This window comes from Mesorhizobium sp. WSM4829 (assembly GCF_055811475.1).
On sequence record NZ_JBVVQJ010000002.1, the window covers coordinates 204,687 to 231,310 of the forward strand.

The 26,624-nt window shown below is 62.1% G+C and carries 28 protein-coding genes; 7 read left to right on the forward strand and 21 right to left on the reverse strand.

Features of this window, described 5'->3' with window-relative positions:
* Positions 1 to 240 precede the first annotated feature (240 nt).
* A complete protein-coding gene (locus tag AC0L17_RS03300; RefSeq protein WP_473514747.1) occupies positions 241 to 1,233 on the forward strand; it encodes a polysaccharide deacetylase family protein in 993 nt (330 codons plus the stop codon).
* 28 nt (positions 1,234 to 1,261) lie between these two features.
* On the opposite strand, the gene sbmA is transcribed toward AC0L17_RS03300, so the two are convergent.
* The 3 genes from sbmA to AC0L17_RS03315 form a co-directional block, all read right to left on the reverse strand.
* Positions 1,262 to 2,539, reverse strand: a complete 1,278-nt coding sequence (gene sbmA, locus AC0L17_RS03305; RefSeq protein ID WP_023799410.1) for a peptide antibiotic transporter SbmA — start codon at positions 2,537 to 2,539, stop codon at positions 1,262 to 1,264.
* 122 nt (positions 2,540 to 2,661) lie between these two features.
* Positions 2,662 to 3,822, reverse strand: coding sequence for a YbfB/YjiJ family MFS transporter (locus AC0L17_RS03310; RefSeq protein WP_473514748.1), 1,161 nt, complete (start codon positions 3,820 to 3,822; stop codon positions 2,662 to 2,664).
* A 194-nt stretch (positions 3,823 to 4,016) separates the two neighbouring features.
* Positions 4,017 to 4,322 carry a hypothetical protein gene (locus tag AC0L17_RS03315; protein WP_473514749.1) on the reverse strand — a complete coding sequence of 102 codons (306 nt, stop codon included), beginning with the start codon at positions 4,320 to 4,322 and terminating at the stop codon, positions 4,017 to 4,019.
* 96 nt (positions 4,323 to 4,418) lie between these two features.
* Between AC0L17_RS03315 and AC0L17_RS03320 the strand changes: the two genes are divergently transcribed.
* The 3 genes from AC0L17_RS03320 (at position 4,419) to AC0L17_RS03330 (ending at position 7,142) form a co-directional block, all read left to right on the forward strand.
* On the forward strand, positions 4,419 to 5,333 hold the full coding sequence (locus AC0L17_RS03320) for a LysR substrate-binding domain-containing protein (RefSeq protein WP_473514750.1): 915 nt from the start codon (positions 4,419 to 4,421) through the stop codon (positions 5,331 to 5,333).
* Positions 5,334 to 5,416: 83 nt separating this feature from the next.
* Positions 5,417 to 6,673 carry an aminopeptidase gene (locus AC0L17_RS03325; protein WP_473514751.1) on the forward strand — a complete coding sequence of 419 codons (1,257 nt, stop codon included), beginning with the start codon at positions 5,417 to 5,419 and terminating at the stop codon, positions 6,671 to 6,673.
* Between the two features lie 112 nt (positions 6,674 to 6,785).
* Positions 6,786 to 7,142 (forward strand): DUF488 domain-containing protein, encoded by a 357-nt coding sequence (locus AC0L17_RS03330; protein ID WP_473514752.1) that lies wholly within the window; start codon positions 6,786 to 6,788, stop codon positions 7,140 to 7,142.
* Positions 7,143 to 7,285: 143 nt separating this feature from the next.
* Here AC0L17_RS03330 and AC0L17_RS03335 read toward each other — a convergent pair whose 3' ends face one another.
* From AC0L17_RS03335 to AC0L17_RS03380, 10 genes are all read right to left on the reverse strand, one after another.
* On the reverse strand, positions 7,286 to 7,543 hold the full coding sequence (locus AC0L17_RS03335) for a hypothetical protein (protein WP_473508784.1): 258 nt from the start codon (positions 7,541 to 7,543) through the stop codon (positions 7,286 to 7,288).
* A gap of 29 nt (positions 7,544 to 7,572) precedes the next feature.
* The gene (locus tag AC0L17_RS03340) at positions 7,573 to 8,418 is read right to left on the reverse strand and encodes an ATP-dependent DNA ligase (protein WP_473514753.1); all 846 of its coding nucleotides are present in this window, start codon (positions 8,416 to 8,418) and stop codon (positions 7,573 to 7,575) included.
* Between the two features lie 461 nt (positions 8,419 to 8,879).
* A complete protein-coding gene (locus AC0L17_RS03345; RefSeq protein WP_473514754.1) occupies positions 8,880 to 9,698 on the reverse strand; it encodes a hypothetical protein in 819 nt (272 codons plus the stop codon).
* A 185-nt stretch (positions 9,699 to 9,883) separates the two neighbouring features.
* Positions 9,884 to 10,090 (reverse strand): hypothetical protein, encoded by a 207-nt coding sequence (locus tag AC0L17_RS03350; protein WP_473514755.1) that lies wholly within the window; start codon positions 10,088 to 10,090, stop codon positions 9,884 to 9,886.
* Positions 10,044 to 10,211 (reverse strand): hypothetical protein, encoded by a 168-nt coding sequence (locus tag AC0L17_RS03355; protein WP_473514756.1) that lies wholly within the window; start codon positions 10,209 to 10,211, stop codon positions 10,044 to 10,046. The genes AC0L17_RS03350 and AC0L17_RS03355 overlap by 47 nt, the downstream gene beginning before the upstream one ends.
* A gap of 42 nt (positions 10,212 to 10,253) precedes the next feature.
* The gene (locus tag AC0L17_RS03360; RefSeq protein WP_473514757.1) at positions 10,254 to 11,321 is read right to left on the reverse strand and encodes an ABC transporter ATP-binding protein; all 1,068 of its coding nucleotides are present in this window, start codon (positions 11,319 to 11,321) and stop codon (positions 10,254 to 10,256) included.
* A 31-nt stretch (positions 11,322 to 11,352) separates the two neighbouring features.
* On the reverse strand, positions 11,353 to 12,078 hold the full coding sequence (locus AC0L17_RS03365) for an SDR family oxidoreductase (protein WP_091596091.1): 726 nt from the start codon (positions 12,076 to 12,078) through the stop codon (positions 11,353 to 11,355).
* Positions 12,079 to 12,148: 70 nt separating this feature from the next.
* Positions 12,149 to 13,654 carry an ABC transporter substrate-binding protein gene (locus AC0L17_RS03370; protein ID WP_473514758.1) on the reverse strand — a complete coding sequence of 502 codons (1,506 nt, stop codon included), beginning with the start codon at positions 13,652 to 13,654 and terminating at the stop codon, positions 12,149 to 12,151.
* Between the two features lie 59 nt (positions 13,655 to 13,713).
* Entirely contained in the window at positions 13,714 to 14,586 is an 873-nt protein-coding gene (locus AC0L17_RS03375; protein ID WP_077381408.1) for a carbohydrate ABC transporter permease, read from the reverse strand.
* Between the two features lies 1 nt (position 14,587).
* Positions 14,588 to 15,475, reverse strand: coding sequence for a carbohydrate ABC transporter permease (locus tag AC0L17_RS03380; protein WP_128179817.1), 888 nt, complete (start codon positions 15,473 to 15,475; stop codon positions 14,588 to 14,590).
* A 155-nt stretch (positions 15,476 to 15,630) separates the two neighbouring features.
* Here AC0L17_RS03380 and AC0L17_RS03385 point away from each other — a divergent pair, with 155 nt between their 5' ends.
* Positions 15,631 to 16,551 (forward strand): sugar-binding transcriptional regulator, encoded by a 921-nt coding sequence (locus AC0L17_RS03385; protein WP_287213783.1) that lies wholly within the window; start codon positions 15,631 to 15,633, stop codon positions 16,549 to 16,551.
* 151 nt (positions 16,552 to 16,702) lie between these two features.
* Here AC0L17_RS03385 and AC0L17_RS03390 read toward each other — a convergent pair whose 3' ends face one another.
* Positions 16,703 to 17,512 carry an HAD-IIB family hydrolase gene (locus AC0L17_RS03390; RefSeq protein WP_128245667.1) on the reverse strand — a complete coding sequence of 270 codons (810 nt, stop codon included), beginning with the start codon at positions 17,510 to 17,512 and terminating at the stop codon, positions 16,703 to 16,705.
* A gap of 4 nt (positions 17,513 to 17,516) precedes the next feature.
* The gene (locus tag AC0L17_RS03395; RefSeq protein WP_473514759.1) at positions 17,517 to 18,845 is read right to left on the reverse strand and encodes a sn-glycerol-1-phosphate dehydrogenase; all 1,329 of its coding nucleotides are present in this window, start codon (positions 18,843 to 18,845) and stop codon (positions 17,517 to 17,519) included.
* Between the two features lie 138 nt (positions 18,846 to 18,983).
* Between AC0L17_RS03395 and AC0L17_RS03400 the strand changes: the two genes are divergently transcribed.
* Positions 18,984 to 19,967, forward strand: coding sequence for a sugar-binding transcriptional regulator (locus AC0L17_RS03400; protein WP_473514760.1), 984 nt, complete (start codon positions 18,984 to 18,986; stop codon positions 19,965 to 19,967).
* 45 nt (positions 19,968 to 20,012) lie between these two features.
* On the forward strand, positions 20,013 to 21,515 hold the full coding sequence (locus AC0L17_RS03405; RefSeq protein WP_473514761.1) for a xylulokinase: 1,503 nt from the start codon (positions 20,013 to 20,015) through the stop codon (positions 21,513 to 21,515).
* Positions 21,516 to 21,531: 16 nt separating this feature from the next.
* Here AC0L17_RS03405 and AC0L17_RS03410 read toward each other — a convergent pair whose 3' ends face one another.
* The 6 genes from AC0L17_RS03410 to AC0L17_RS03435 all read right to left on the reverse strand — a co-directional run bounded on the left by AC0L17_RS03410 (position 21,532) and on the right by AC0L17_RS03435 (position 26,623).
* Positions 21,532 to 21,888 carry an ArsC family reductase gene (locus AC0L17_RS03410; RefSeq protein ID WP_473514762.1) on the reverse strand — a complete coding sequence of 119 codons (357 nt, stop codon included), beginning with the start codon at positions 21,886 to 21,888 and terminating at the stop codon, positions 21,532 to 21,534.
* A 189-nt stretch (positions 21,889 to 22,077) separates the two neighbouring features.
* Positions 22,078 to 22,431, reverse strand: a complete 354-nt coding sequence (locus AC0L17_RS03415; protein ID WP_473514763.1) for a SnoaL-like domain-containing protein — start codon at positions 22,429 to 22,431, stop codon at positions 22,078 to 22,080.
* A 230-nt stretch (positions 22,432 to 22,661) separates the two neighbouring features.
* Complete coding sequence (locus AC0L17_RS03420) at positions 22,662 to 23,639, reverse strand: 2-dehydropantoate 2-reductase (protein ID WP_473514764.1); 978 nt, start codon at positions 23,637 to 23,639, stop codon at positions 22,662 to 22,664.
* Positions 23,639 to 25,174: an acyl--CoA ligase gene (locus AC0L17_RS03425; RefSeq protein ID WP_473514765.1), complete on the reverse strand. Its 1,536-nt coding sequence runs from the start codon at positions 25,172 to 25,174 to the stop codon at positions 23,639 to 23,641. The genes AC0L17_RS03420 and AC0L17_RS03425 overlap by 1 nt, the downstream gene beginning before the upstream one ends.
* Positions 25,167 to 25,865 carry a fumarylacetoacetate hydrolase family protein gene (locus AC0L17_RS03430; RefSeq protein ID WP_473494468.1) on the reverse strand — a complete coding sequence of 233 codons (699 nt, stop codon included), beginning with the start codon at positions 25,863 to 25,865 and terminating at the stop codon, positions 25,167 to 25,169. Before AC0L17_RS03430 ends, AC0L17_RS03425 begins: the two co-directional genes overlap by 8 nt.
* A 2-nt stretch (positions 25,866 to 25,867) precedes the next feature.
* The gene (locus AC0L17_RS03435) at positions 25,868 to 26,623 is read right to left on the reverse strand and encodes an ABC transporter permease (RefSeq protein WP_473514766.1); all 756 of its coding nucleotides are present in this window, start codon (positions 26,621 to 26,623) and stop codon (positions 25,868 to 25,870) included.
* Position 26,624 lies beyond the last annotated feature (1 nt).

Below are 26,624 nucleotides of genomic sequence, written 5' to 3' on the forward strand. Positions count from 1 at the left end.
CGCTCTAACACTTTGAATTTGCGCATCGTGTTTCCTGAAAAAAAATCAATTCTGCACTTCAGGCCGATGCGGTAGCCCGCGTTTTAGCGAAATTTTGCCGGCATGGAAGGGGTTCGACCGGAAAATCGGCTAATCGCCGGACGACGATGTAAAGGATGACTGCAAAGGGCGACCGCACCCACGCCACATTTCGCCGATAGCCGGTGCGCGAACCCTCCTCAAAATCCAGATCAGACATCGATGCCTCGTTTGTCCCGCGCTGTTGCGTTTTCGATCGCGTCGCTTGCTGCGGCGGGCGCTGCTGTCGCCGACCCGCCAGCGCCGGCAAAGCCGAAGCAGGCCGTCCTCATCTCGTTCGACAGCGCCCGCGATATTTCGCAATGGAAGCGCAGCCGGGCGCTGGCCCAGCGCACCGGCGCCCATTTCACCTACTTCGTGTCCTGCGTCTTCCTGCTCTCGCCGGAGACGCGCAAGCAATACACGGCGCCCGGCAAGGCATCAGGCAAATCCAATATCGGCTTCGCCGCCTCGAAACAGGAAATCGCTTACCGGCTCGAGCAGATAAACCTTGCCGCCTCGGAAGGCCATGACATCGGCAGCCACGCTTGCGGCCATTTCGACGGCAAGGACTGGAACAAGGCCGACTGGCTGAGCGAGTTCGGTTCGTTCAAGCGCATTCTCGAAAATGCCTATTCGATCAACGCTATTACCTCCGAACCCGCAGGCTGGCGCGAAATTGCACGTAAGGCGGTTGGCTTTCGCGCACCCTATCTGTCGGCAAACAAGGCGCTCTACGAGGCGCTGCCAAAGGCGGGCTATTGGTTCGACGCGAGCGGTGTGTCGCGCGGCCCTGCCCGGCCACCGACCAGCGACGGCATCACGCGCTTCTCACTGCCGAAGATTCCGGAAGGTCCTGACACAAGGCCGGTGATCGCGATGGACTACAATCTCTATCTCAGGCATTCCGGCGGCTTCGAGCGGCCGAGCCAGGCGGACGAATTCGCCAACCGGACCCATGACGCCTTTCGCGCCGCCTTCGACGCGCAATATCAGGGCAAACGCATTCCGCTGGAACTCGGCTTCCATTTCACACTGATGAATGACGGCGCCTACTGGAAGGCGCTGGAGCGCTTTGCCGGCGAGGTCTGCACCAGGCCCGATGTCGAGTGCATCAGCTATCGCGACTATGTTTCGCGCCAACGCCGGCAAAAGTGGGCGTCGGTGGGCGGCTGAACCGAAAGCGCTCGCCGCCCCGTCACTCTCAACTTACCGGCTGATCCTCAGGGCGCAAGCCGGCTCGCTCTCGCTCCAGATAGGCCTGGTCGATTTCCGGCAGCGGCGCCCCTTCAAGTGTCGCCTCGAAGGCGCGCAGGCGCTTGTAGATGGATATCAGCTCGACGATGGTCGGCCAGGAATTCACGAGATATTGGAACGAAGTGGCGACTTGTGAAAAGGCGGTAACAATCTGCTGGAAAACGCCAAATGTTATCTTGCCGATTGCCAAGGTCGGAACAAGAATAAGCGTAGCGAATACATTATCGACTTGAAGGTATAGATAGCGGACCATGTCGAAATAGACATAGTGCGCGTAAAGAGTGAAATAGTTCTTGCGAACATTTCTGAAAAGCTCGGCCAGAGTTGGTGGCTGCGCTCGCGCCGTATCGTCCTCACCGAGGACAAGTTCCTTGCGCAGCGCGGCTTCAACCCGCTGATTGCGAAATTCCAACCCGGGCAGCCTGACGCCGACGACTGCCAACAAGCCGGTGCCAAACAGCGACCAGGCGATCGCCGCAATGACCAGCGGATAAGGGATTGCGCCGACGATTGGTAGCGTTGAGACATGGAGAGAAAGGGAGGCCAGCAAGGGCAGGAATGCAATCAGGGTCATGATGGAGTCGATGAAGTTCACGCCGAGCCCCTGCATTGTGCCGGAGAAGCGCATCGTGTCGTCCTGAACGCGCTGCGACGCCCCTTCGATATGGCGCAGCCTCGGCCAGTAAGCGGTAAAATAATCGTTCATCGCGGTGCGCCAGCGAAACACATAGTGTCTGACGAAAAAGACGTTCAGAACGGCGATGCTCATATAGACCAGGGCCAAGGACAGAAACTGCCATACTCCGTAGTAAAGCTCGGCAGGGGAAACGGAGCCCGGCGTGGTCAGCGCCTTCTGCACCATATCGTAAAACATGCCGCGCCAGTCATTGAGCGCCACGCTGATCTGCACGATGAAATTGGTGACGAAAATAATCAAACCAGAGCCAAGGATCGACCAGTTCTGCCAGCGATGCGGGGAATACAGCGCCCAGAAAAGGTAGAATACGCCCATGCCGGCGAAGAAATATCCGTAAAACCAGAGGAATGCCGGCGTCAGGAATCTTATCGGGCTGATGACTGGTGCTGCCTGCGGGTCGACCGGCGGCATGCCGAGCATCGTGCCAAGGTGCTCGCCGCCGAAAAACCACAGGAGGACGAGCAGAAGGCTCCAGGCGACGGCCGAAGTGAAAAACAACTTCGGCTGCGGGAAGAAGGATACGAACACTGTTGGGAAATCCTCGGTCGATGCGCAAATCAGCGGCGTTGCTGTTCAGCGGGCATAAGGTCACACATCGATCGGAATGAAAATGGCCGGTGCGTGATGCCCGGCACCGAGCAAGACCACAATCATGGCGATTTTGGCGCAGCCGACCAGATGACCGCGCCAGAGACCAGCAGCACCGCGGCGGCCACGATCGATGCGAGGAGGAAGTCGCCGGAGGCTTGCGCAAGCAAGCCGGCGACGATCGGACCGATGATCTGGCCGAGGCCGAAGGACGCCGTCATCGATGCCAGGATCCGGCGTGGCGCCTGCGGGGCAAGCTGCCTTCCGGTCTGAAGGCCGAGCGCGGTGATGGCGATGAAGGTGCCGCCAAGCAGAAACCCGCCGAGCAGCGGCCCAATGTGTCCGCCCATGGTGACGCTCGCGCTGACGCCGACGACCTCGACGAGGCACCCCCAGGCATAAGCCCGGTAGAGCCCGATCTTTGCCGCGATCTTCTGCCAAAGCCAGACCGAGGGAATCCCGGCAAGGCCGGTGACCATCCACACCACGGCCTCGAAGACGCGGCCGCCGCCGCCCTGCCGGACGATGGCGACCAGGAACGTCGCCGTCACGATATAGCCGAAGCCGAACAGCCCGTAGGCGACAATGACCTTCACCAGTGACCGGTCCTTCGGCAGCGCCGGTTCGCGGCCATCGGCGCCGTTGGCGATCGCAGTGCTGCCGAGCAGCAAGGCCACGACGGCAATGGCGCAGGCCGAGATCGCGGCGGACCAGAACCAGCCCGCCGGCCAGCCGGCCTGTCCGGTGACGAGTATTGCCATCAGCGCCGAGGACGCTGCTATGCCAAGGCCGACGCCGCCGAAATGCAGCGCCTGCAGGTCGTTTCGGCCGACCGCGGCGAGATGGCCGAAAACGATGCTGGACATGAACACAAGGACGAAGGCGCTGGCCACACCGGCAAGAAAGCGGATGACGAGAAAGGCCGCCATCGTGTCGGCCAGGCCCATCAGCCCGGTGAGGACTGCGGTGGCGGCAAGACCGGCAAGCATCAGCAGGCGCTCGAGACCGTGCGCCCAGCCGCCGACGGCTGCGAGCGCGCCAACGAGATAGCCGAGATAGTTGGCGGACGCGATCCAGCCGGCATCGGCCGGCGTCAGGCCAAGTTCCTCCATCATGCCGGGCAGGATCGGCGTATAGACGAAGCGGCCGATGCCCATGGCAACGGCCAGGGCAATCATGCCGGCGAAGGCGAGGCGCAAAGGGGACGGCGAAGCGGCTTTCATTGCGGTGCACAATAGGTGCACGAGCGGGTGAAACAATCCGCTTCTTGTTGGGCCAGAACGGGTTGCAAGGACCGTGTCCGAGCGCCGCGGCGGCACAGAACGAACGTCGGCGATCCTTCGCGCCCCCCTCTGCCCTGCCGGGCATCTCCCCCACGAGGGGGGAGATCGGCAGCATCGGCGCCGGCTCTCCTTCTTCAACTTCTGGAGATTTGGCGAAAGCGGAGATGACGGCCAATCTCCCCCCTTGTGGGGGAGATGTCCGGCAGGACAGAGGGGGGCGCTGTCCCGCGAACGTTTCGGCAGCGACCGTCCGCAGTCTCATAAGCCGTGCGCCGGGCTGTCATCCGGAACGGCAGGTCGCCGAGTTCGCGCTCCGACATGGTGTCGAGCACAGGATGCGACACCGGATCGGTGGCCCATCGGGTGGCCTCGCTTTCATGCGACTGGCCTTGCCGCGCGCCGGCAGCGGAAAAGACCCCGAGCAGTGACAAAATCTTCATCGTATTTTCCTCCACAGGTCTGCTTGTTCCTTAAAATTTGCCGTTCCTCGCCGCTTTTCAATTGAGATTTCAACCGTGTCGGTTTAGAAAAACTGTATGGCCATGCTGAACCGCGTCCACCTCAACGGCCTGCGCGCCGTGGAAACCGTCGCCCGCCTGGGATCGCTTTCGGCTGCGGCGAGCGAACTCAACGTGTCCGCCAGCGCCGTCAGCCAGCAGGTCAAGCGGACGGAAGCGCAACTTGGCCAGGCGCTGTTCGAACGAACGGCAAGCGGTCTGGTACCGACCGAATTCGGCACCGTCTTCACCGCCCGGCTCGGGGCAGGTTTCCGCGAGCTCGCCCAAGCCGTGGCGCTCGCCGACGAGGCCTCCGAATGCACGCTGGTGGTCTCGGTCGCGCCGGCCTTTGCCTCGAAGTGGCTGCTGCCTCGACTGTCACGTCACTTCGCCCGGCATCCGAATGTGCTTTTGCGCATCGACGCCTCGGTGCGGATTGCCGATCTCGATCGCTCGGACATCGACATCGCCATCCGGCTCGGCGACGGCAGATGGCCGGGCGTGCGCGCGCAATTGCTACTGGCCCAGGAAGTCTTCCCGGTCTGCGCCCCGGCGATCGCCGACAAACTGAAATCGATCGAAGATCTCGCCCTGACCTGCGCGATCACCGACGAAAGAGCGATGATCAGCTGGGAAAGCTGGTTCGAGGCGGCCGGGGTGAAGCCGGTCAGCTTCCTCAAGGGCGCGCGCTTCACCGACCCGATGCTTTGCCTGGAATCGGCGATCGCCGGCCACGGCGTCATGCTCGGCTGGCAATTGCTGACGGCTGACGCTCTCGCCGACGGCCGGCTGGTCGCGCCGTTCGGCGTCCGCGCCGAGAGCGGGCTGGGCTACTGGCTGGTGACCTCGGCCAGCAAGAGCGAGAGCCGCAAGCTGCGCGATTTCAAGATCTGGATCCGCGAGGAGATCGAGGCGACGATGGCGCAGTTCGGCGCGCTCGCCGGCGCGGCCTGAGCAGGCCCGGTCGATCACGGTGGAAAGACCGATGGCACCGGTCTATGTAAGAACCAGACTCCCACATCGCGACAGGCAGGATCATGACCACACATTCGCGCGGCGTTGCCGCAACGATCGACCCGGTGAAGCTCGACAGGCTGGCAGAAGTCGCCATCAAGGTCGGGCTGCAATTGCAGCCGGGACAGGATCTGGTGCTGACATCGTCGATCGCAGCGCTGCCTTTGACGCGACGGATCGTCGAGCATGCCTACAAAGCTGGCGCCGGCCTGGTGACGCCGATCTTCAACGACGACGAGATGACGCTGGCACGTTTTCGCCATGGCGCTGACGCCGGCTTCGACCACGCCGCCGGCTGGCTCTATGAGGGCATGGCGAAGGCCTTCGCCAACAACGCGGCGCGGCTTGCCGTGCGCGGCGAGGACCCGTCGCTGCTGTCGGCGCAGGATCCGGCGAAAGTGGCGCGCGCCAACAAGGCGAACTCGATCGCCTACCAGCCGGCACTGGAAAAGATCACCGGCTTCGACATCAACTGGAACATCGTCGCCTATCCCGACCTGGCCTGGGCCAGGCAGGTTTTTCCGGGCGATAGCGACGACGTCGCGGTGGCGAAGCTCGCCGACGCGATCTTTGCCGCCTCACGGGTCGATGTCGACGACCCGATCGGCAACTGGAAGGCGCACAATGCGGCGCTTCGCAGCCGCACCGAATGGCTGAACGGCCATAATTTCCATGCGCTGCATTTCACCGGACCTGGCACCGACCTGACCGTCGGCCTGGCCGACGGCCATGAATGGATGGGCGGCGCCTCGACCGCCAGGAACGGCATAACCTGCAACCCGAACATCCCGACCGAGGAGGTTTTCACCACGCCGCATGCAAGGCGCGTCGAAGGCCATGTTACGAGCACCAAGCCGCTGTCGTACCAGGGCACGCTGATCGACGGCATTGCGGTGCGTTTCGAGCAGGGTCGCATCGTCGAGGCCAGGGCCAGCCGCGGCGAGGATGTGCTGAAAAAAGTGCTCGACACCGATGAAGGCGCACGCCGGCTCGGCGAGGTCGCGCTGGTGCCGCATTCCTCGCCTATCGCGGCGAGCGGCCTGCTGTTCTTCAACACGCTGTTCGACGAGAATGCCGCCTGCCATATCGCGCTCGGCCAGTGCTATTCGAAATGCTTTGTCGACGGCGCCTCGCTCACCCAGGACGAGATCGCGGCGCGCGGCGGCAACAAGAGCTTCATCCATATCGACTGGATGATCGGTTCGGACAAGGTCGACATCGACGGCCTCGGCAAGGACGGCGGCCGCGTGCCGGTCATGCGCAAGGGCGAATGGGCTTAGGGGGCGAGTGGGCGTAAGGGCGAGTGGGCGTAAACAGCCGCCAGCAAGCCGTCATGGCCAGCAAGACGACATGGCCAGCAAGACGACATGGCGGCCAACCCCGGAGTTGGCAATGAAACTCGATATCAGGGTCAAACGCATCTACGAGCCGCCCTCGCCTGGCGATGGGCAGCGGGTGCTCATAGACCGCCTATGGCCGCGCGGCGTCCGCAAGGAATACGCCGCGCTGACGCTATGGCTGAAGACCGTCGCGCCAAGCGATGAATTGCGCAAATGGTTCGGCCACGATCCGACGCGGTGGATGGAGTTCCAGCAGCGCTATCGCGGCGAGCTCGACAGGAACAGCGAGGCGGTCGGCCAGTTGCGCGCCCTGCTCGACAACGGCCGGGTGACGCTGCTCTACGGCGCCCAGGACGACATGCACAACAACGCAGTGGCTTTGGCTGATTATCTCAGCCTGAAGGGCTGAGGCAGCGCGTGCTGCCTATCTCTAGGGAGTGCGGGATGACTTATCATCTGGCTGCCAACAATCACTCTCATGTCGCAGATGTCAGCACCGCGCGAAACCAATCTGGGTGTTCCCATCTATGATTCGATAGCGGCCGCAGTCAGTCAGCCAGGCGGGACAAAGGCAACCGTTGGCAAACTTAACCGAAGGGCGAGATTATGACCGAAGGGGAAAGAAAGCCGCCTGCTGGCCAAACTGCCGGAAAGAATTGGGGTAATCTGGTTGCGTGGGCTGTGGTGATCTGCCTCGGCTTGATGATAGCTTGGGAGGTGTTCCAGCGTGTTGTTCTCTTTCTCATAATCATCACCGGCAACTTCGCTCCATAACTGGGGCAGATGCTTCATCATGCCCAGCCGGAGCACGAACCGCTTCCGGCAGTACAATAGGTCGCCTATTCGTCACTGAAACCCAGCAGTGACGCGTGGCGTATGTGGGCGTGGTCGCCGCGAAGATGTTTGACACGCAGCTTTATGCCGGGCTTGACCCACTGAGCCTCCGGCTTCTCCTTCATCACCTCCGGCCTCGACCCGGCATGATCCTGGACACGCTTCCACAGCCGATCCTTTATGTCTCGGCCCAAGGTGATGAAGGCCGAGCCACGATATTTCCCGGTGCCGGGCTCGGCCAAATAGGCGAATGCCGCCTTACCTCGCTCGCGCTTGACACCGAGCAATTCGAATTCATCTTCCGTGAAGCTCTTGGTCTTCAGCCAGTTCGTCGTTGGACCGCTGCGATATTTGCTGTCAGCGCGCTTCGAGTCGATCCCTTCGAACCCAGCCTGGTCGGCGAGGTAGAAGATCGCCTTGGCGTCGCCAGGCATGGCCTCGCTGAACTGAATCCGGCTGTGTTCGGTTTTATGATGCCCATGGAGAATTTCGCGGCGTGCCAGACAGCCGATGTCGCGCAGATCGCGACCATTCAGGTGCAAAATGTCGAAGGCACCGAGATACATGGCATAGGGGTTCACGTGGACGGCTGTTTGGAGCGCGCGGAAATCGGGCAGACCGGCCTGGTTGATGACAATAGCCTCGCCATCGATGATCGCGTTCTTGACATCAAGCTCCCGCGCTGCATCCACGAGCCCTGCATGCTTCTTCGTCCAGTCCGCACCGGTTTTCGTATAGACGCGGATATCCTCGGGGCTGTTGATGACGATCTGGGAGCGATAGCCGTCGAGCTTGATTTCGTGAATCCAGTTTTCACCCTCGGGCGGCTTGACGACCAGCTTGGGCTCCATCGGAGGGATAAACGCCAGCCGCCCCCCACGGAGGGACGAAAGACGCGGGCTGATCGGAATGGGACACCGATCTCGCAGCGTGTCTGCATGCTGCAGGATTCAAACTTCCTGCCCGCCTCTCTGTTCCACACGGAAGGCAAAATCCTGAAGCGCGCCCGCGCCACCGCCTAATCGACCCAAAGCCCGCGGAGGGCTTCCCAAATAACCAACCCGAGTATCAGAAAAAACATAACAACGATCCCACGGTTTAGAATTGGAGTGAGCCCGTATTTCTCGAACGCCCGCCGCAAACGTTCGCTGCTTTCGACGGGGTGTAATGGATCGACGCGGGTGTCCTCTTTGAATTGGAGTTCAATTCTTTTTTGCAACTCAGTTGGCTCTCTTTTCCACATTTGGTGCTCCCCCAGACCAGCTTAGCCAATAGCGCGCGCTCTGCCGCTGCCATCTGCCCGCCATAATCACTACCTGATCTGTATATGAATATGGTCGTCGTGGCGGGCGGCGCGGCATCCCTGAAACCGGATATGGCTAACGGTGGTGCCCAGCGCATTCTTAATATGCGGTTCCAGGAAGATCTTATCCAGCCCGAACCTTTCGACGCCTTTCGTGGAAAGCCAATGGAGGGAAAAGGCCGTGCGCCGCTTTTCGATTTGATAGCCGGGAAAGAATGGCTGCAGCCACTCGAGATCCCATCGCGCAGTGATGAAGTCGTTCCTTCCTTCACAGGGCTGTTCGTCGCCCGCCGCCGGTTCCTCGAAGGCAAAATACCCGATCGGGGACCTTGCTACGCCATTCAGGAAGTTGCCTTGCGGGGACTTATAGTAGAATGCGAGATCGAGTTTCTTGCCATCGGCATGGGAAAGATGCGGAAGCAGCGGAAAACCGTCCCAAAAGGGGAAGTTTCCATCCAGTGCGACTGTGGCAGTGCCAGGGAATTCGCGGTCCACATCTTCCGCAAGCGCCGTGACGAGATCATGCATGGGCGGCGCCACGTAGTTGCGGTTGAGCAAGCAATAGATCGGCGACTTCACGACAAGACGGACCTTCTCGTTTGGAAAGCAGGATAGAGGAACCCGCCCGAATATCGGTGCAACAAAACTCGCTGCAAATGCTGTAGCGGCGTAGAAAAGGATGAACATCCCAAATTTTGCCGCGAGGCGCCGCGTGCCCAAAGCGTGGGTTGCGAGCAAAGCCAGAAGATAGGCAAGGCCACCGATCTGGGTCACGATTGTCAGCGCGACAAAGATGAGAAACCGGCAAACGCGAGGTAATGAAAGCATTGATCTAAGTATCGAATTTCCAGTGTTGCGGGACGTTGGATTTGGACGATACCTCACTTGGTTGCCGACACAACGTCCGCTGTTGGGCAGACCTCTTTGCGACCTGGCCCTAGATGGACCAGTCGCCCTGTTGTCGTCCGAGTAGACGTCGAGCATCTCAACCGTTTCGCGCTTGGGGGTGCTCATCATGCCGCCACTTGCAGAGGCACGATGTTCGAAACGCCCGTGCAGTAATTGCCCCAAGCCCGCATGATCTTGATGCGCTCCCCAAACATTTCGACGCGGTCATAGGACTGCTGGGTTTTGGTGCCGACGACGTGCGCAAGGCAAAGCTCGGCGGCATCGTTATCGAACTTGTGCTCCTTCGCCCATGTGCGGAACGAGGCGCGCATGCCCATGCTGGGTGGCGATGCCCTGCAGGGCCAGCAGACCGCCGCGCGAGCGGTTCTTGGCGATCATGTCGTTGAGCGCCGTCTCGCCGACCGCCTGACCCTTCTTCGTGCCAGCGAACACGTAGTCGTTGCCGAGGTCGCATCGACGCCGTCGGCGCTAATCTCAGGCGACACGCAGTTCCGTGGCCGCATCGAAGAGGTGCACCTTGCCCGGCAGCACCGAAAGATTGATCGCGGCGCCGGCGTTGCGGCGCTCGTCACGCGGCACCACGGCGACGGCGTCGTATCCCGCCACGCGCAAATGAATCTGGACATCGGCGCCGGTCGTTTCGGACAGCACGACCTCGCCCTTGATCTCACCCGTATCCGAAATGCCGAGATCGTGTGGCCGCACCCCCATGATGACCCTTTGGCCTGGCTTCGCCTTGATCTGCGGTGACAGGCCGATCGACACGCCTTCGGCGACGAAGCGAGGGCTGCCGCCTGCGGTCTCGACAGCGCCGGCGATGAAGTTCATCGACGGCGAACCGATGAAATCAGCGACATATTTCGAGTTCGGGCGCTCGTAGACCTCGTCGGGCGTGCCGATCTGCATGATCCTGCCGGCGTGCATCAGCACGATCTTGTCGGCCATCGTCATCGCCTCGATCTGGTCATGGGTGACGTAGATCGTAGTCGTGCCGAGACGATTGTGGAGTTGGCGGATTTCCACGCGCATATGCGTGCGCAGCTTGGCGTCGAGATTGGAGAGCGGCTCGTCGAAAAGGAAGACGGCGGCATTGCGCACCATGGCGCGGCCCATGGCGACGCGCTGGCGCTGGCCACCCGACAGTTCCTTGGGATAGCGCCCGAGGTAGGGCGTAAGGTTCAGGATTTCCGCCGCCCATTCGACCTTCTTCCTGATCTCCGCCTTTGGCACTTTCGCCACTTCGAGGCTGAAGCCGATATTGTCGAACACCTTCATTGTCGGATAGAGCGCGTAGTTCTGGAACACCATCGCGATGTCGCGATCGCGCGGGTGAACGTCATTGACCCGCCTGTCGCCGATCAAAAGGTCGCCGTTGGTCACGCGCTCGAGCCCGGCTGTCATGCGAAGGAGCGTGGTCTTGCCGCAGCCCGACGGCCCGAGAAGGACGACGAATTCGCGGTCGGCAATGCCGAAGGAGATGTCCTTCATCACCTCGACATGGCCGAAATTCTTGGCGATGTTCTTGTATTCTACGGTGGCCATTCTCTGTCTCCAGACGCCCGGGTCAGGGTCGTCAGTATTTCTGCCTGGTCGGCGTGATGACGATTTCCTGCACGAGAGCGTTTTGTGGCAGCTGGTAGGTGTGCAGCATGAGGTCAGCGACGTGCTCCGGGCCGATGCCGCCGCCGATCTTGAGCTTGTTGGCCTTGTAGTTGGCGAGTGTCTGCGGATCGAGGACGCCGCTCAGAACCTCGGTTTCGATCACCCCGGGCGAAAGCACGACGACGCGGACGTCGTAGTCGGAAAGATAGTCGCGCAGCGATTCCGACACGGCGTGAACGAAGAATTTCGTGCCGCAGTAAACGGTATGGTCCGGATAGATTTTTCGGCCGGCGATCGAACTCATCATGAACAGCGTTCCATGACGGCGCTCCATCATGCCCGACATCACGGCGTGGACCGAATTCAGCACGCCTTTGGTGTTGATGTCGATCATCTCGTCCCATTCCTCGGGCGGCTGGCGGCCTATGTCGGCGAGCCGCGCAATGCCGGCATTGGCAAACAGCATGTCGACCGGTCCGTATTCGGCTTCCGCCTCCTTCACGGCAGCCGCGATCGCGGCGCGGTCGCGGACATCGACCTGCCGGGCCATGCTGTCGGGCAGGTTCAGCGCCTCCATGCGCTCCAGACGGCGGGCCATCATCAAAACAGGGTGGCCGGCGCGGGAAAACGCCTTGGCGACCGCCTCGCCGATACCAGAACTGGCTCCTGTCACTGCTACGAGCTGTTTTCCAGCCATGGCTTTCCTCAATCGAAAATTGTCGATACCCCGGGCTGGCGGCCTTCGGGCAGCCAGCCCGGGGGAAGACTCAGCCCTTGGCGACGAGATCGTCGACCTGGGTTTTCAGGGCGTCGAGCGACTCCTTGGCCGAGCCCGACTGGCCGGCGAAGTATTTGCCCAGCGCAACCGGGATCATGTCGCTCGAGAGTTCTGCCCATGCCGGCAGGTCGGGCTCGGATCCCATGTAGTTGGCGATGGTGTCGCGCACGACCGGCAAGTGGCGGGTCGTGCCGGCGCCGACACGCGCATTGGCCAGCACGCGCGGATCGTCATAGACGCTGGTGCGCGTTGGCCCGGTACCGCCGCCCAGAACCGTTATCAGCGCCTGAGTATCGGCTGAGGTCGCCCACTGCATGAAAATCCAAGCGGCGTCCGGGCTCTTCGAGTATTTCGATACGGCGAGCGAAGAACCGCCCTGGTGACCAACGCCCGGAATTTCGCCGAATCCGGTCTGCTCGACGGTGCGAAGCGTCGCGGCAGGTTTCGGCGGAACCATCGCTTCCATCAGGCCGGAGACCTTGGAGGCCTTGGGATCGTCGAAGAACGGGAAGAACTCGCCCCAGGACAGCATCGAGGCGGCGACGCCCTGGCCGACCGACTGGCCCTCGCCATCCCATGTCCAGCCGTCGACGCCGGGCGGCATCGTCTTCTTGAGCTTGTCCCAGTAGGCCATGGCGGCCAAGCCGGCGTCGTCATTGCCGGTGAACTTGCCGTCGGGGCCGAAAATCGAACCGCCATGGCCCCAAAGCCACGCCGTCCAATCGCATTCGAGGCTGTAATGGCCCGATTTCATCTGGCCGCTGGTGCCGTACATGTTCGGGCCCTTGGCGTCGGTGATCGCCGCAGACGCCTTCAGCAAATCGTCCAGCGTCGCCGGAGGCGGCAGCTTGAGCTCGTCCCAGACGTCCTTGCGGTACTGCATGATGAAGATCGGGATGTCGTAGGGTACGCCGACCATGCGGTCCTCGTACATGGCGATACCGTCGACGAGCGGCTTCAGGAAGTCGTCGATGTTGTAGTTCGGCATTGCCAGGTCGGCGTTCTTGAGCTGCTCGCGCGGATCGAAGACGTCCTGGCTGAAGCTCGCCGCCCAGCTCTGGTCGATATAGTAGAGGTCGTAGGTGCCAAGGCTCGAGGCGACGTCGAGCGTCAGCTTCTGCAGCACCTGCTCGAGCGGCAGCACTTCGATCTCGACCTTGATGCCGGTAGCCTCCTCGAAATACTGCTTGAGCTGCGTGGCGATGGCATTCGACGGCGGCGTCGATTCGGTGGCGAGACGAAGCGTCGTTCCGGCAAACGGCTTGCCGACATCCGAGAGCCATTTGGTGATTTCGGCGCTGGGCTTCAGTTCCTGTTCCTGGGCCGATGCCTGGCTGATGCCGTAGAACGGACGTCGTCCAAAACCCATGCCGAGCGCGCCGGCGCCGAGGCCGAGAATGCCTGCTGCGCGAAGAAACGAGCGGCGGTCCATCTGTCCGCGAACGAAGCGGTCGGTGACAGAAGCAAGATGCGCCTTTCTGATGCTGTCTTTCATTGTCTACTCCTCCGGTTTAATTCGCGATTTTCACAAGGCTGCGAATTCGAGCCTCCCATCTATTGTTTCAACGATCCCATCGTGAGACCGCGCACGAGGTGCTTCTGAACCAACAGAATGAAGATGAATGCGGGAATGATGGATGCGGCGCCAAGCGCGGCCATGTTGCCCCAGGCGGTGCCGATCGAGGTGACGAAGGTCGACGAGACGACAGGCACGGTCTTGACCGACGTGGTGGTCAGGGTCAGCGCGAAGAGGAATTCGGTCCAGCTGAAGATGAAGCAGAGCACCGCCGTGGCGGCGATGCCGCCCTTGGCCATCGGCAGCACGATCCTGCGAAAAATCATGAAGCGGCTGGCGCCGTCGACGATGGCGCTCTCGTCGATCTCGGAGGGAATGTCGTCGAAGAAGCTCTTCATCAGGAGGACGGCGAGCGGCAGGTTCATCAGCGCGTGGATCAGCACCATGCCGGTATAGGTGTCGATGAGACCGAAATTCTTGTAGATGAAGAACATCGGCACCGCGACCGCGACGGGCGGCATCATGCGCGTCGACAACACCCAGCCGACGAAACTGTGCCGGCCGCGGAAGTTCATGCGCGACAGGGCATAGGCGGCAAGCGTGGCGATGGCGACAGCGAGCACGGTCGACAGCGTCGCGATGACGATCGAATCCCAGACGCGGGGCGCCATGTAGAAATTGCCGCCGCCCGGCGTCACGGTGATGCCGCCGCTGCCCAGCGAAATCCCGAACACCTTCTGGAAATTGTCGAAGGTCGGCGTGAAGGCGAACAGTTTCGGCGGCCGGTTGAAGATGTCGTTGCCGTGTTTGAACGCCACCGACGTCCAGTAGTAGATCGGAAAGAAGAAGATCGCGACCACAACCCAGGCGGCGATGGTGCGAAGCATGCGGGTCGAGAAGGAGCCGTTCATTCTACCACCTCACCTTGGCGATACGGATGAAGAGGTTGGCAATGACGAGGATGATCACCAGGGTGACGAGGCTGAGCGTGGCTCCATAGCCCCATTTTACGAAGCTGAACGTCTGCTGCCATGCATAGAGGGACAGCGAGTAGGTCGACGCTCCCGGCCCGCCGGAGGTCATGACGAAGACGTAGTCGAAGACCCGGAACAGATCGATGCCGCGGACCAGCACGGCGATGGCGATCACCTTCGACATCATCGGCAAGGTGATGCGCCGGAAGATCTGGAACGACGACGCGCCGTCGATCATCGCGGCCTCGTAAGGCTCCGGCGGCAGCGCCCTGAGACCGGCGAGGAAGATGAGCACCATGAACGGCGTCCACTGCCAGATTTCCGCGACGAGAACGCCGGCAAGCGCGGTCGACGCGGTGGCGAGGATGGGGTTGTTCGAATTGAGCAGTCCGATCGACTGCAGGAGATAGCTGATCACGCCGAACTGCGGATCCTCCATCAGCAGATACATCATGCCGACAATGGCCGGCGGGATGACGAGCGTCATCGTCAGCACGCCGCGCAGGAATCCGAAACCGAAGCCGTCGCTGTCGAGGAGCAGCGCGATCGCCATGCCGAGCACCAGCTCGAACACCAGCGCGATGGCGAAATAGGTGAATGTGATGACGAGCGACTGCCAGAACCGCGTGTCGTTCCACAGCTGCACCCAGTTTTCCGTTCCGACGAATTCGAGCGCCCGCCGGCGCGGGACGAACTCATGGAAGCTCAGCCAGATGTTGTAGATGAGGGGATACACGGTGAAGACAAGGAGGATCGCCACCAGCGGCAGCAGCCAAGGCAGCGGGTGATCCGAAATGACGAAACGTCTGGCTTGGGCAACCCGCACGCGTTCCTCCCGAACCGCTTCGTTTTGCGATGCACAAATGTTCATATCTTGTGCATTTGTTCAAATGCTATATCGTCGCCTTGTCTGTGGCAAGCACTTGTTGGCCGGCTACAGCGGCATTCGGATGGGTGCGCCACAAGCATCGGAGGACCCTCATGACGTCGATCGGTCTGCTGGCACGGGTTGCCCATCAGTATTTCGTGCTGGGCGAAACGCAGCAGGCCATCGCCGAGCGGCTGCAGATCAACCGCACCAAGATCCACAGGCTGCTGGCCGAGGCGAAGGAGCGCGGCATCGTCTCGATCCGCATCAATGCCGGGACGTCCCAGGCGCTCGAAATGGAAGAACAGCTCAGGCGGAAGTACCGGCTCGACATATGCAGCGTCACACCTGATGACACCGGGTCGGAACTCGGGCTCTCCGAAGTGATCGGCATCTATGCCGCGCAGACCGTCGAGACGCTGCTCAGGGACGACATGACGGTCGCCATGGCGTGGGGCCGAACCATGCGATGGCTCGCTTCCAACATCGAGCCGGTGGCGCTCAGAAACGTTACCGTCGTACCGCTTCTCGGCTCGCTGTCGCGCCGGTCGTCGATCGACAAATACGACGCGGCCGCCGTCTTTGCCCAGCGCACCCAGGCCGAATCCTATTATCTCCCCGGACCCATCATCTGCGACAGCCGTGAAAGCCGTGAGACGATCCTGCAGCAACCGAGCGCGCGCGAGGTTATCCAGAAGGCGCTGAACGCCGACCTTGCGCTGATGAGCGTCGGCGGCACAACCAGTTCGACGCTGCGAAGCGTCGGTTACATGACCGACGAGGAATTCGACGATGTCCTGAGACTGAAGCCGATCGGGAACTTTCTCGGCTATTTCTTCGACCGGGACGCCGAACTCATCGACCATCCCGTCAACGAGCGCATTGTCGGGGTCTATCCTCGCGACACGCTGAACATTCCCAAGCGCATCCTCGTTTCCGGCGGAAAGAACAAGGTCGGCATCATGACCAAGCTCCTGGAAAAGGGATTCTTCACCGGCCTCATCACCGACCAGGGGACGGGCAGTTCGCTGTGACCGGCCGGGGTTGCGGCGGCAGCCGAAGCTGCCGTGCGATGTTGCCTGGCGCATTGCGCCCGCTTGCCTAAGCCGTCCCTGGTTCGGTTCCATCGCCTGCAGAACATCCTTTTTTGCGCCTTTTGCAGTCCGCATTTTTCGCGCCCGCCGATCAGCCCAATCCCGACCTCCGGTTCGCCAGGATCATATCGGCAATCTCGACGAAGCCGCGGCCACCCCGCGACCTGGCGACGAAAGCGGGTTCGGCGTCGATCTGTCCCTGGAAATCCACCACATTCGCGACCCCGAACGCGTTCGGAAAGAACCCGAACATCGGGGCGTCGTTCGGGCTGTCTCCAACGAAAGCATAGGCCTGCCTTTCAGCATCGAGATCGGTTCCCAGCCTCTCGCTTGCAAAGCGGCGCGTCATCGCCAGCTTGTCGTATCGGCCAAACCAGCCGTTCACATGGATCGACGAAATCTTGGCGACAGCGCCGGCCTCCTCGAAAATCTGCTTGATGCGCCTGGCATCGGACAGCGGCAGCGCCGGAACATCCTCGCAAAAGTCGATGGCCAGGTCGGCTTCGCGATATTGCTGGTCGGCGGATACTGCCGAACCCGGCACCTCCTGGACAATGCGCTTTTCCAGTTCGGTGAGCCTGCGCCTGTTTTCCCGGCGTTCGTCAGCGCTTGCCGCGAAAACCCGGATCATCTTTCGCGTTGCCTGATCATAAGCGAAGTAAAAAGCGCCATTTTCGCCGACCACGCCGGTGACCGGCCAGAACCGGGCAATCATGTCGCACCAGCCTGCCGGCCTCCCGGTAATGGGAGCAACGACAAGGCCCGCCTCGTGCAGGCGTTCGAGCGCACGGTAGGCGTCGGCCGGAAGACGACCCTCGGTGGTCAAGGTGTCGTCGATATCGCAGAAGACGCCGCGAATGCGCGATGCAGTTTCGGGTCCGAATTCGGCGAGGTCGCGCATCCGGTCAGGCTTCCCCACGCGCAAAATCCTCCAGCATTCCTGCATCCGCAGCAATGTCGAGGAACGAGAAGCGATTGCGCATCTCCCGGCAATGAACGACGGCTTCGCGATAGAAATCGGCGGGCGTGCCCAATTCGGCCGCTGAAATCGGCCCGCCGGTCGATTTCAGCAGGCGCTGCATCTCGTCGACAGGCACCATGAATTGCTTGAGCTCCTGCCTGAGTGTCGGCCAGAGCTCCTGCAGCCGCTCGTTGAATGCCGCGGCGGAAGTCTCGTCGAAGGCCTTCTTGTTCAGTTCGTCGAGACATTGTGCGGCGACAGCCGGGCCCATGCGACGGATCATGTCGTCAGGATCGATCTTCGTCGCCTTCACCAACGGCGGCTTGTCGCTTGCAAGCATTGCCTGCTGCAATCGCGCCATGGTGAGCGAAGCGACGCCGACCTGGGTGCCGTGCAGCGTGCCGGGGTGACGCTCGCCGGCGAAACAGTCGATGTAGTGCGATATTTGATGCTCGCCCATGGAACCGTGATTGGAGACGCCGGTGAAGGAAATTCCGAGACCGCAGAGCGTCAGCACGCGATAGAGGTAGCCATTGGCCTCGATGTCGTGTTCGGCAAGATTTCCGGCACGCTGGTTGAGCGCCGTCTCATCCTTTTCCTGGATGAGAAACGGGACCTGATGGTAGGCAGTGCCAAGCAGGCGGTGCGACATCCACCAGTCGATCTGGGCGACCGAGCGGCAAAGGCAGTCACCGAACCCCGCCGCCGATAGATAGGTCGGGGCGGCAGCGGAGACGCCAAGATCGACGAAAAAGCCTGATGGCGCGTGGGAAGGCAGCGATACCTTCAGGCCGCTTTCAAGTGTGATCGACGCAGTCGTCGATGTGTAGCCGTTCATCGAACCGGCCGTTCCGAACACGCAATAGCGCCGTCCATTCCTTCCGGTGACGAACTTGCAGAGATCGTTGATCGTCCCGGAACCGACCGCGACCACGGCGTCTGCATCGGCGAGTTTGACGGCGAGGCTCTCGACATTGGCCATGTCGGCATGTGGGTGATCCAGGATCACCACATCGACGGGGCCGAGCGTCTTCAGTTCGCGCGCAACGCGTTGGCCAAGCGCCTCATAGGTGGCGGCATCCGCAACGACCGTGAACCGCTCGCCCAGATCGAGCTCCGAAACGAGATCGACCGCCCGCCCGTCGAGGCTTTCTTCGATGACAATCCGGTCATACGGCACCACGGCCTTTTCACCGGTCTCCGGGTTGGTCCAGCGCCCGTCCAGAATGTCGTCGATCAATGCCGTCCAGGATCCGGCTGCCGGATTGGTCATGACGTCCTCATGCTGGCGACCCTGTAATCGAGGCGCAGGAGCGTTGGTGTTATAAACAATAGTCACCTATCACTGTCTTTTGTCAAGCATTTGCCCGCGACGCTTGACTTCGTTCTGCAAACCTGCGGAAAAAGGGACATGAATGCCAACGCCGACATCGACGTAGTCCGACCATCTGGGCTCTCGGCACTGCCGCCCGAATTCGACAGCGCGGTAGCGTGGGCTGCCTGGCTCTACTATGTCGACCAGCTCAACCAGAGCGACGTGGCCAAGGTCATGAACGTCTCCAGGGCGAGCGTGGTGCACTATCTGCAAGAGGCGCGCGAAAGCGGACTTGTCGCCGTGCAGGTCGACCACGACGCTTTTGCCCGCACCTTGACCTCGCGGCGTCTCATGGAAAAATACGGGCTTCGCGGCGCCGCGGTTATCCCCGACCTCGATCCCAACGATGCCGACCGCCGCATCGGCGAAGCGGCAGGACGGTTGCTGGCGTCGATGGTCGATCCGGGCGACACGATCGGCGTTGCCTGGGGAAAAACGGTGCTCGCTGCCGCCCGCTCGATCCCACGACTACTGCATGACCGGAACCTCACCGTCGTCCAGCTCTCGGGAAGCTCGATCGGCACCAGCGATTTCTCGCCGGAATTCTGCACCTCGCTGATGGCCAATCGGCTCGGCGCCCGCTGCATCAACCTGCTTGCCCCGGCGATCGTCTCCACCGACGAACTGCACGACCAACTCATGCAGGAGCCGATGCTCGTCAACCAGTTCCGCATGATCCATGCCGCCGGCAAAGTCATCTTCGGGATCGGCGATATCGGGCCGGAGAGCACCTATGCCCGAGCCGGGATATCGGATGCCGCCGCACTTGCCGGCATGATCGAGCAGGGCGCGCTCGGGGTCATCATCGGGCGGTTCATCGACGCTCAGGGAGCCCCTTTCGCAACGCCGCTCGACGGACGCACCGTCGGCATCACACTCGACGAACTGAAAGCGGTGCCGGTCCGCATCTGCGCCGCCGGTGGCGCCCGCAAGATGGCGGCGATCAGGGCCGGGCTCGGCGGCGGATATGCGACACATTTTGTCACCGACATGGCCACCGCGAACAGTCTCTTGGAATAGCCGGTAACCAGCATCGGTGGAACTCATCGTCTCGGGAGGACAATCATGGGCAGCAGCGACGGACCTCTTGTCGTCGGCCTCGACAGTTCCACCCAATCCTGCAAGGCGATTGCCTGGAGCCGGGACGGACGAGCCGTGGCGGAAGGCCGGGCGCCGCTCGAACTGATGAAGCCGAGGCCGGACTATGTCGAGCAGGAGGTCACCGACTGGTGGCGGGCCGCAACAGCGGCGCTGCGACAGCTTGTCGACGCGGTCGACGCGACACGCATCGCCGGGATTGCGATCTCCAACCAGCGCGAGACCGTTGCCCTCATCGACGGCGCCGGCGCGCCGATCGGACCCGCGAGCCTGTGGCTCGACGAACGCGCCGCCGGGCTGGTCGACCGTTTCGCGGCGGAGATCGGCCGTGAGCGGCTGCACCAGATCACCGGCAAGCCGATCGACGTGACGCCGGTCGTCTATCGCCTGAAATGGCTGCGCGAGAACGAGCCGGAACGGTTGGACCAGGCGAACAAAATCCTCGACGTGCATGGCTATCTGACGCTGAGACTGACGGGAACGCCAAGCGCGAGCTGGACCAGCGCCGATCCGTTCGGTCTCTTCGACATCTCGCGCAAGGCATGGTCGCAGCCGATCCTCGATCATCTGGGCATCAAACCGTCGCAACTTCCCAATGCGGTGCGGTCCGGCACGCGAGTCGGGACCGTTCATGCCGCCGCAGCCGCCGCAACCGGCCTTTCGGAAGGAACCCCGGTGATTGCCGCCGGCGGCGATGGGCAATGCGCCGGGCTCGGCGTCAATGCCATGCGCGACGGCGTCGTCTATCTCAATCTCGGAACCGCGATCATCGCGGGAATCTGGTCGCCAGAACCGGTGGTCGGCGCCTTCTGGCGCACCATGACCTCGCCAACCGGCGATGGCTATTTCCTCGAGGCCGTGCAGCGGGCGGGTGTCTATTTCGTCAACTGGTTCGTCGACATGTTTGCCGGCGGGCGCTCCGATTCGGCGATCTTCGACCGCCTCGAAAGGGAAGCGGCGGCCGTGCCGATCGGCTCGGACGGACTTCTCGCCGGCACCACCCTGGTCGGCTGCATGGACCCGCACTGGGATCCGAGCGCACGCGCCAGCTTCATCGGCATGCACCCCTCGCACACGCTCGGTCATTTTTATCGTGCAGGGCTCGAGGCAATGACGCTGCAAACCGCCCGGGCTCTCGAAGAGATGCGCAGCCATGGTCTTTCGCCGGCGCAAATGGTGGCGATCGGCGGCGGCGCCAACAGCAGGCTTTGGACAAAGATGATCGCGGACGCAACCGGGATCGCGATCCATAAGGGTCACAATGCCGAAGCCTCGTCGCTCGGCGCAGCGATCAGCGCGGCGGTCGGCATCGGATGGTTCGAGGGTTTTGCCGAGGCTGCGGATGCGATGACGAGCATCGCCGAGACAATCGAGCCCGACCCCGGCTGCCGCGCAGCGTGGGACGCGCTCTCGGCCAGGCAGGCCAAGGTCTTTTCCGCGACCCGATTCGCCTGGCGAACCGGAGCGTGAAAAGCATCCCGTCCGGCTACTTCAACCCACCCAGCGCCTGCTGATAGACATCAGGCTTGAAGCCGACGAGGATACGATCGCCGAGATCGAGGACCGGCCGCTTGATCATCGTCGGTTTGGCCAGCATCAGCGCCTTGACCTTCCTCTCGTCGAGGCTCAGCCTGTCCGTGTCCGACAGTTCGCGAAACGTCGTGCTCGACTTGTTGAGCAGGGTTTCCCAGCCGACCTTGCCGGACCAGCCGTCGAGCCTATCCGCCTCCAGCCCCTCGACCCTGTAGTCGTGAAAACGATAGGCGACATCGTGGCTTTCCAGCCAGATGCGCGCCTTTTTGATCGTGTCGCAATTGGTGATGCCGTACATGGTGATCGTCAATATTTTGGCCCTCGGGCTGGTCGCTCATCGAATCTGCCGCACCGTAAACCACCGTTCAAGCATTGCCAGCGGCCATATGTGAAGGGGATTTGAGCTTGCTCACATGGCGGCCAGGGCATCGTCCTGGCCGCCATGCCTGATCACCAACGATGCAGCGAGTGACAGAGCTTCCGAAATCCGGTTTCAGCCTCAATAATAGAAGCGCTCTTCGGCAATTTTGCCGTTCTTGACCGTGTACAGACCAACCTCATCCATGCTGACACGCTCGCCTGTAGCCTTGGGCGTTATGTCAAACCTGAAGCGCACTGCGAACTGGTCGCCGTTGACATATGGGCCCTCGACCGAGCCGTCATGAACTTCGTTGTTCTCCTCCCACCACTGGCCCTTCTGCTTCACGGCCTCCTTGCCATTGCAGACCGCCATCGGCCCTTCCATCGCTTCGTAACTGACGATGTCATCGGCATTGAACTTCTCAGCCGCAGCTTTGTTCTGACCTTGCTTGAGCAGCTCTGTGAATTCCTTGGCAATTTCCGCCGTAGTCATGCGTGTTCCTCCTGTTCAGACGCGTTCCAAGTAGGGAACCGTTTGCTAACCTGCCACCGGCGGTCCGCTCGACAGCTGACAATTGTTGTCAGGATGAGTATTGCGCGCCAGCCTTGACCGCTGAAGCACTTGTGATGCGACGATCAATAGCCATGCGATCCAGATCTCTGCCGATACATCTGTACTCGTTCGCCCGGGGAGAGCGAGGCGGCAACTTCACGATTGGTACATCAATAGCAGCCGCGCTCGATGGCGAGGCGGCGCACCAGCGCCAGCACGCTGTCGATGGTCGGCGTCGGCTGGCCGGTCAGCCGGCCAAGCTCCTGGACCGCCGTCACCAGCGCATCGATCTCCATCGGCCGGCCACGCTCCAGATCCTGCAGCATCGAGGTCTTGTGCTCGCCGACGTCGCCGGCACCCTTGATGCGGCGGTCGACCGAGATCGGGAAACGAACGCCGAGGCTTTCGCCGATCGCCTGCGACTCCAGCATCATGGTGCGGGCAAGCGCGCGGGTGGCCTCGTCGGCAGCGATTGCCGCAAGCGTGCTGCCGGTCAGCGCGGAAATCGGGTTGAAGGAGAGATTGCCCCACAGCTTCACCCAGATCTCGCTGCGGATGTCGTCGCGAACCGGCGCCTGCAGCCCGGCTGCGACCATCTCCTCGGCAAGCCGGGTGACACGCTCGCTCTTCTCGCCCGAGGGCTCGCCGAGCGAGAACCGCTTTCCCTCGATATGGCGGACCAGGCCGGGCGCATCCACCTCGGCCGCGGGATAGACGACCGAGCCGATGACGCGATCCGGCCCAAGCCGGTCCCAGATCACCCCGCCGGGATCCACCGCTTGCAACCGCGTGCCTTCGAGCGGCCCGCCGATGCTGTGGAAATACCACCACGGCACGCCATTCTGCATGGTCACGACGGCCGTCCCCTCGCCCAGCAGCGGCGCGATCTGGTCGAGCGCTGGCGCAACCGAATGGGCCTTGAGCGCCAGCACGACATAGTCCTGGACGCCTAGCTCTTGCGCCTGCGCGGCGGCCCTGACCGAGGCGACGGATTCATGACCGTCTTCGATCAGGCGAAGCCCGTTTGCCCTGATCGCGTCGAGATGCGCGCCGCGCGCCACGATCGACAGATCGACGCGGCCGGCCATGGCAAGCTTGGCCGCGAGATAGCCGCCGATCGCGCCGGCGCCAAAAATGCTGATCCGCATTATCCCAGCCCAGGTTTTGCAAGACCGAGTTTGGTCGCGAGGCCGATGCGCTGCAGCTTTCCGGTCGCGCCCTTCGGGATTTCGTCCAGGATCAGGACAATGCGCGGCACCTTGAAGTCGGCAAGCCGTGTCGCGGCAAAGCTGCGGATTTCGCCTTCTGTCGCAGCCATGCCCTCGCGCAGCACGATTGCAGCCGCGACCTCCTCGCCGAGCTTGTCGTGCGGCGTGGCGAAGGTGACGACCTGCGCCACCGCCGGATGATCCATCAGCACGTCGTCGACCTCGAGCGGCGAGATCTTCTCGCCGCCGCGGTTGATGATCTCCTTGAGCCGGCCGGTGACGCGCAGATAGAAGTCGTCGTCGAGCACGCCCTGGTCGCCGGTATGAAACCAGCCATGCGCAAAAGCCGTGGCATTGGCGTCCGGATTGTTCTCGTAGCCCGCGGTGACATTAGGCCCGCGAATGACGATCTCGCCGGTGTCACCGGGCTTCAGCAATCGCCCGTCCGGCGCCATCACCGCCACCTCCGGTCCGGCGGCGGCGCCGACGCTGCCCGGCTTGCGCTGGCCCGGCGGCAGCCGGTTCGAAGCCATCTGGTGCGCGGCCTCGGTCATGCCATAGGATTCGATCACCGGGCAGCCGAAAGTCGCCTCAAGCTCGGCCATCACTTGCGGCGGCAGCGATGCCGAGGACGAGCGGATGAAGCGTAAGGGCGCCGCCGCCAATGCATCGGCATTGCGCGTTGCGCGCGGCAGTATCGCCTGATGCATGGTCGGCACCGCCGTGTACCAGCTCGGCCGCGCCTCGCCCAGCCAATGGAAGAAGCGCAGCGCGTTGAAGCCCGGCGTGCAGAAGACGCTGCCGCCGGCGGCGAGCGAGGACAGCACCGCCGCGATCAGCCCATGGATGTGGAACAGCGGCATGATGTTGAGGCAGCGATCGCCTGATGTCAGGCCGAGCGTCGCGCCGATATGAGTGGCCGAGGCGGCGAGATTGGCGTGGCTGAGCGGCACCAGCTTGGGTCGTGACGTGGTGCCGGACGTGTGCAGCAACAGCGCGATGTCGCCGTCCTCAGCCAAGCCTGGCGAAACAGACGGACCAACCGGTTTGCCCTTGATCTCAAAGCTGCCGGCTGGCGCGTCACGCAGTGCCGTGAGCCTGAGCACCGCTATGCCGAGGCGCTCGGCCACGGTCACCGCCGGGCCGCTTTCGTCTTCGGCGACGAGGATCGCTTTGGCGCCGATGTCGGACAGATAGAAATCGAGCTCGTCGGCCCGGTAGGCCGGATTGAGCGGCGCCGTCGACGCCGCCGCCGCCACTGCGACAAAGGCCGTCGCCATCTCCGGCCCGTTCGGCAGCACGATGGCCACCCGGTCGCCACGGCCGAGCCCCAGTGCATGCAGTTGCGCTGCCGTTTCGGAGATCAGGCGGCGCAGTCCGCCATGCGTGAGCGTGATCCTGTCGGGTGCCGAAATCGCCGGCGCATCGTCGGCTCCGGCGGCAAGCCGTTCAATGATCGAGGCTGCTTCAGACAACGCGAACCTCTAGGTCGCCGACGCCATCGATATGACCGCGAAGAACGTCACCGCGCACGACCGCGCCGACGCCCGCCGGCGTGCCGGAAAGAATGATGTCCCCCGGCTTCAGCGTGAACAGACCTGACAGATAGCTGATCATTTCCGGAACCTTCCAAATCATCTGGTTGAGGTCGCCGGTCTGCTTTCGCTGACCATTGACGTCCAGCCAGATCGCGCCCTGGCTGGGATGGCCGGTCGAGCTTGCCGGAACCAATGGCGTGCATGGCGCCGATGCCTCGAAGGCCTTGCCGACCTCCCATGGACGGCCCATGTCCTTCGCCTTCCCTTGCAGGTCGCGCCGCGTCATATCGAGACCTACGCCATAACCGAACACGCAGTCCAGAGCCTTTTCGACCGGGATGTCGGTACCGCCGCTCTTCAGCGCCACGACCATTTCGATCTCGTGATGAACATCGTTAGAGGCCGGAGGGTACGGAAATTCTCCTGTCGTATCGAGGTTGTCGGGATTCTTCTGGAAGAAGAATGGCGGCTCCCTGTCGGGGTCGTGTCCCATCTCGACGGCATGCGCGGCATAGTTCCGCCCGACGCAATAGACCCGGTGCACCGGAAACATCTTGTCGGTTCCCGCCACCGGGATGCTCGGGATTGCGGTTGGTTCGATGACATAGCTTGAAGTCGTGCCGTGCATGTTCACTGTCTTGCTCCTGCGTAATATTCGACCTTGGCTTCAGCCCGTTCGATCAGTTCGGCGATCAGCAGGGCGAAGGCAAAAAGGATGATGGTCAAGGCCCAGAATTCGGCCATGCGGAAATTTCGCGAGAAGGTTTCGAACAGCGCACCGTAGCCGACGATGGCGACGAGCAACTGGCCGATGACGACGCCCTTGACGCCGCGGATGAGGCCGAGGCGAATGCCGGCAAGGATTTCCGGAAGTGCCGCCCAAAGGATGATCTTGCCATAGAGCGCCGGGCGCGAGGCGCCGTAGGAACGCGCCATCTCGATCAGCGACGGCGAGATATGACGGACCCCGGCGCGGGTGTCGAGAACGATGATCCAGATCGCAAACAGGAACACCGCCGCAACGATCGTCTTCTCGCCGAAGCCGAACAGGATCATCAGCACCGGGACGATCGCCGAGAGCGGTGCGCTTGAAAAGATGTTGACCCACATGCCGAGCAGGTCGTCGGCGATCTTGACGCGTCCCATCAGGATACCCAATGGCACGCCGACCACGATCGACAGGGCCATGCCCGTCGCGAAGGCGCGAAGGGTCGTGACTGTCGCGCTCTGCCAGGACGGCGTCTGCACCAGGCTGACCGCTGCAACCAGCACGTCGCTAAACGGCGGCAGCAGAAAGACAAGGTCGAGCCGGCCGACGATTTCCCATACGACGCACCAGACCAGCAGGGACGCCATCATGGGCACACGGTAGCCAAACAAGGTCACG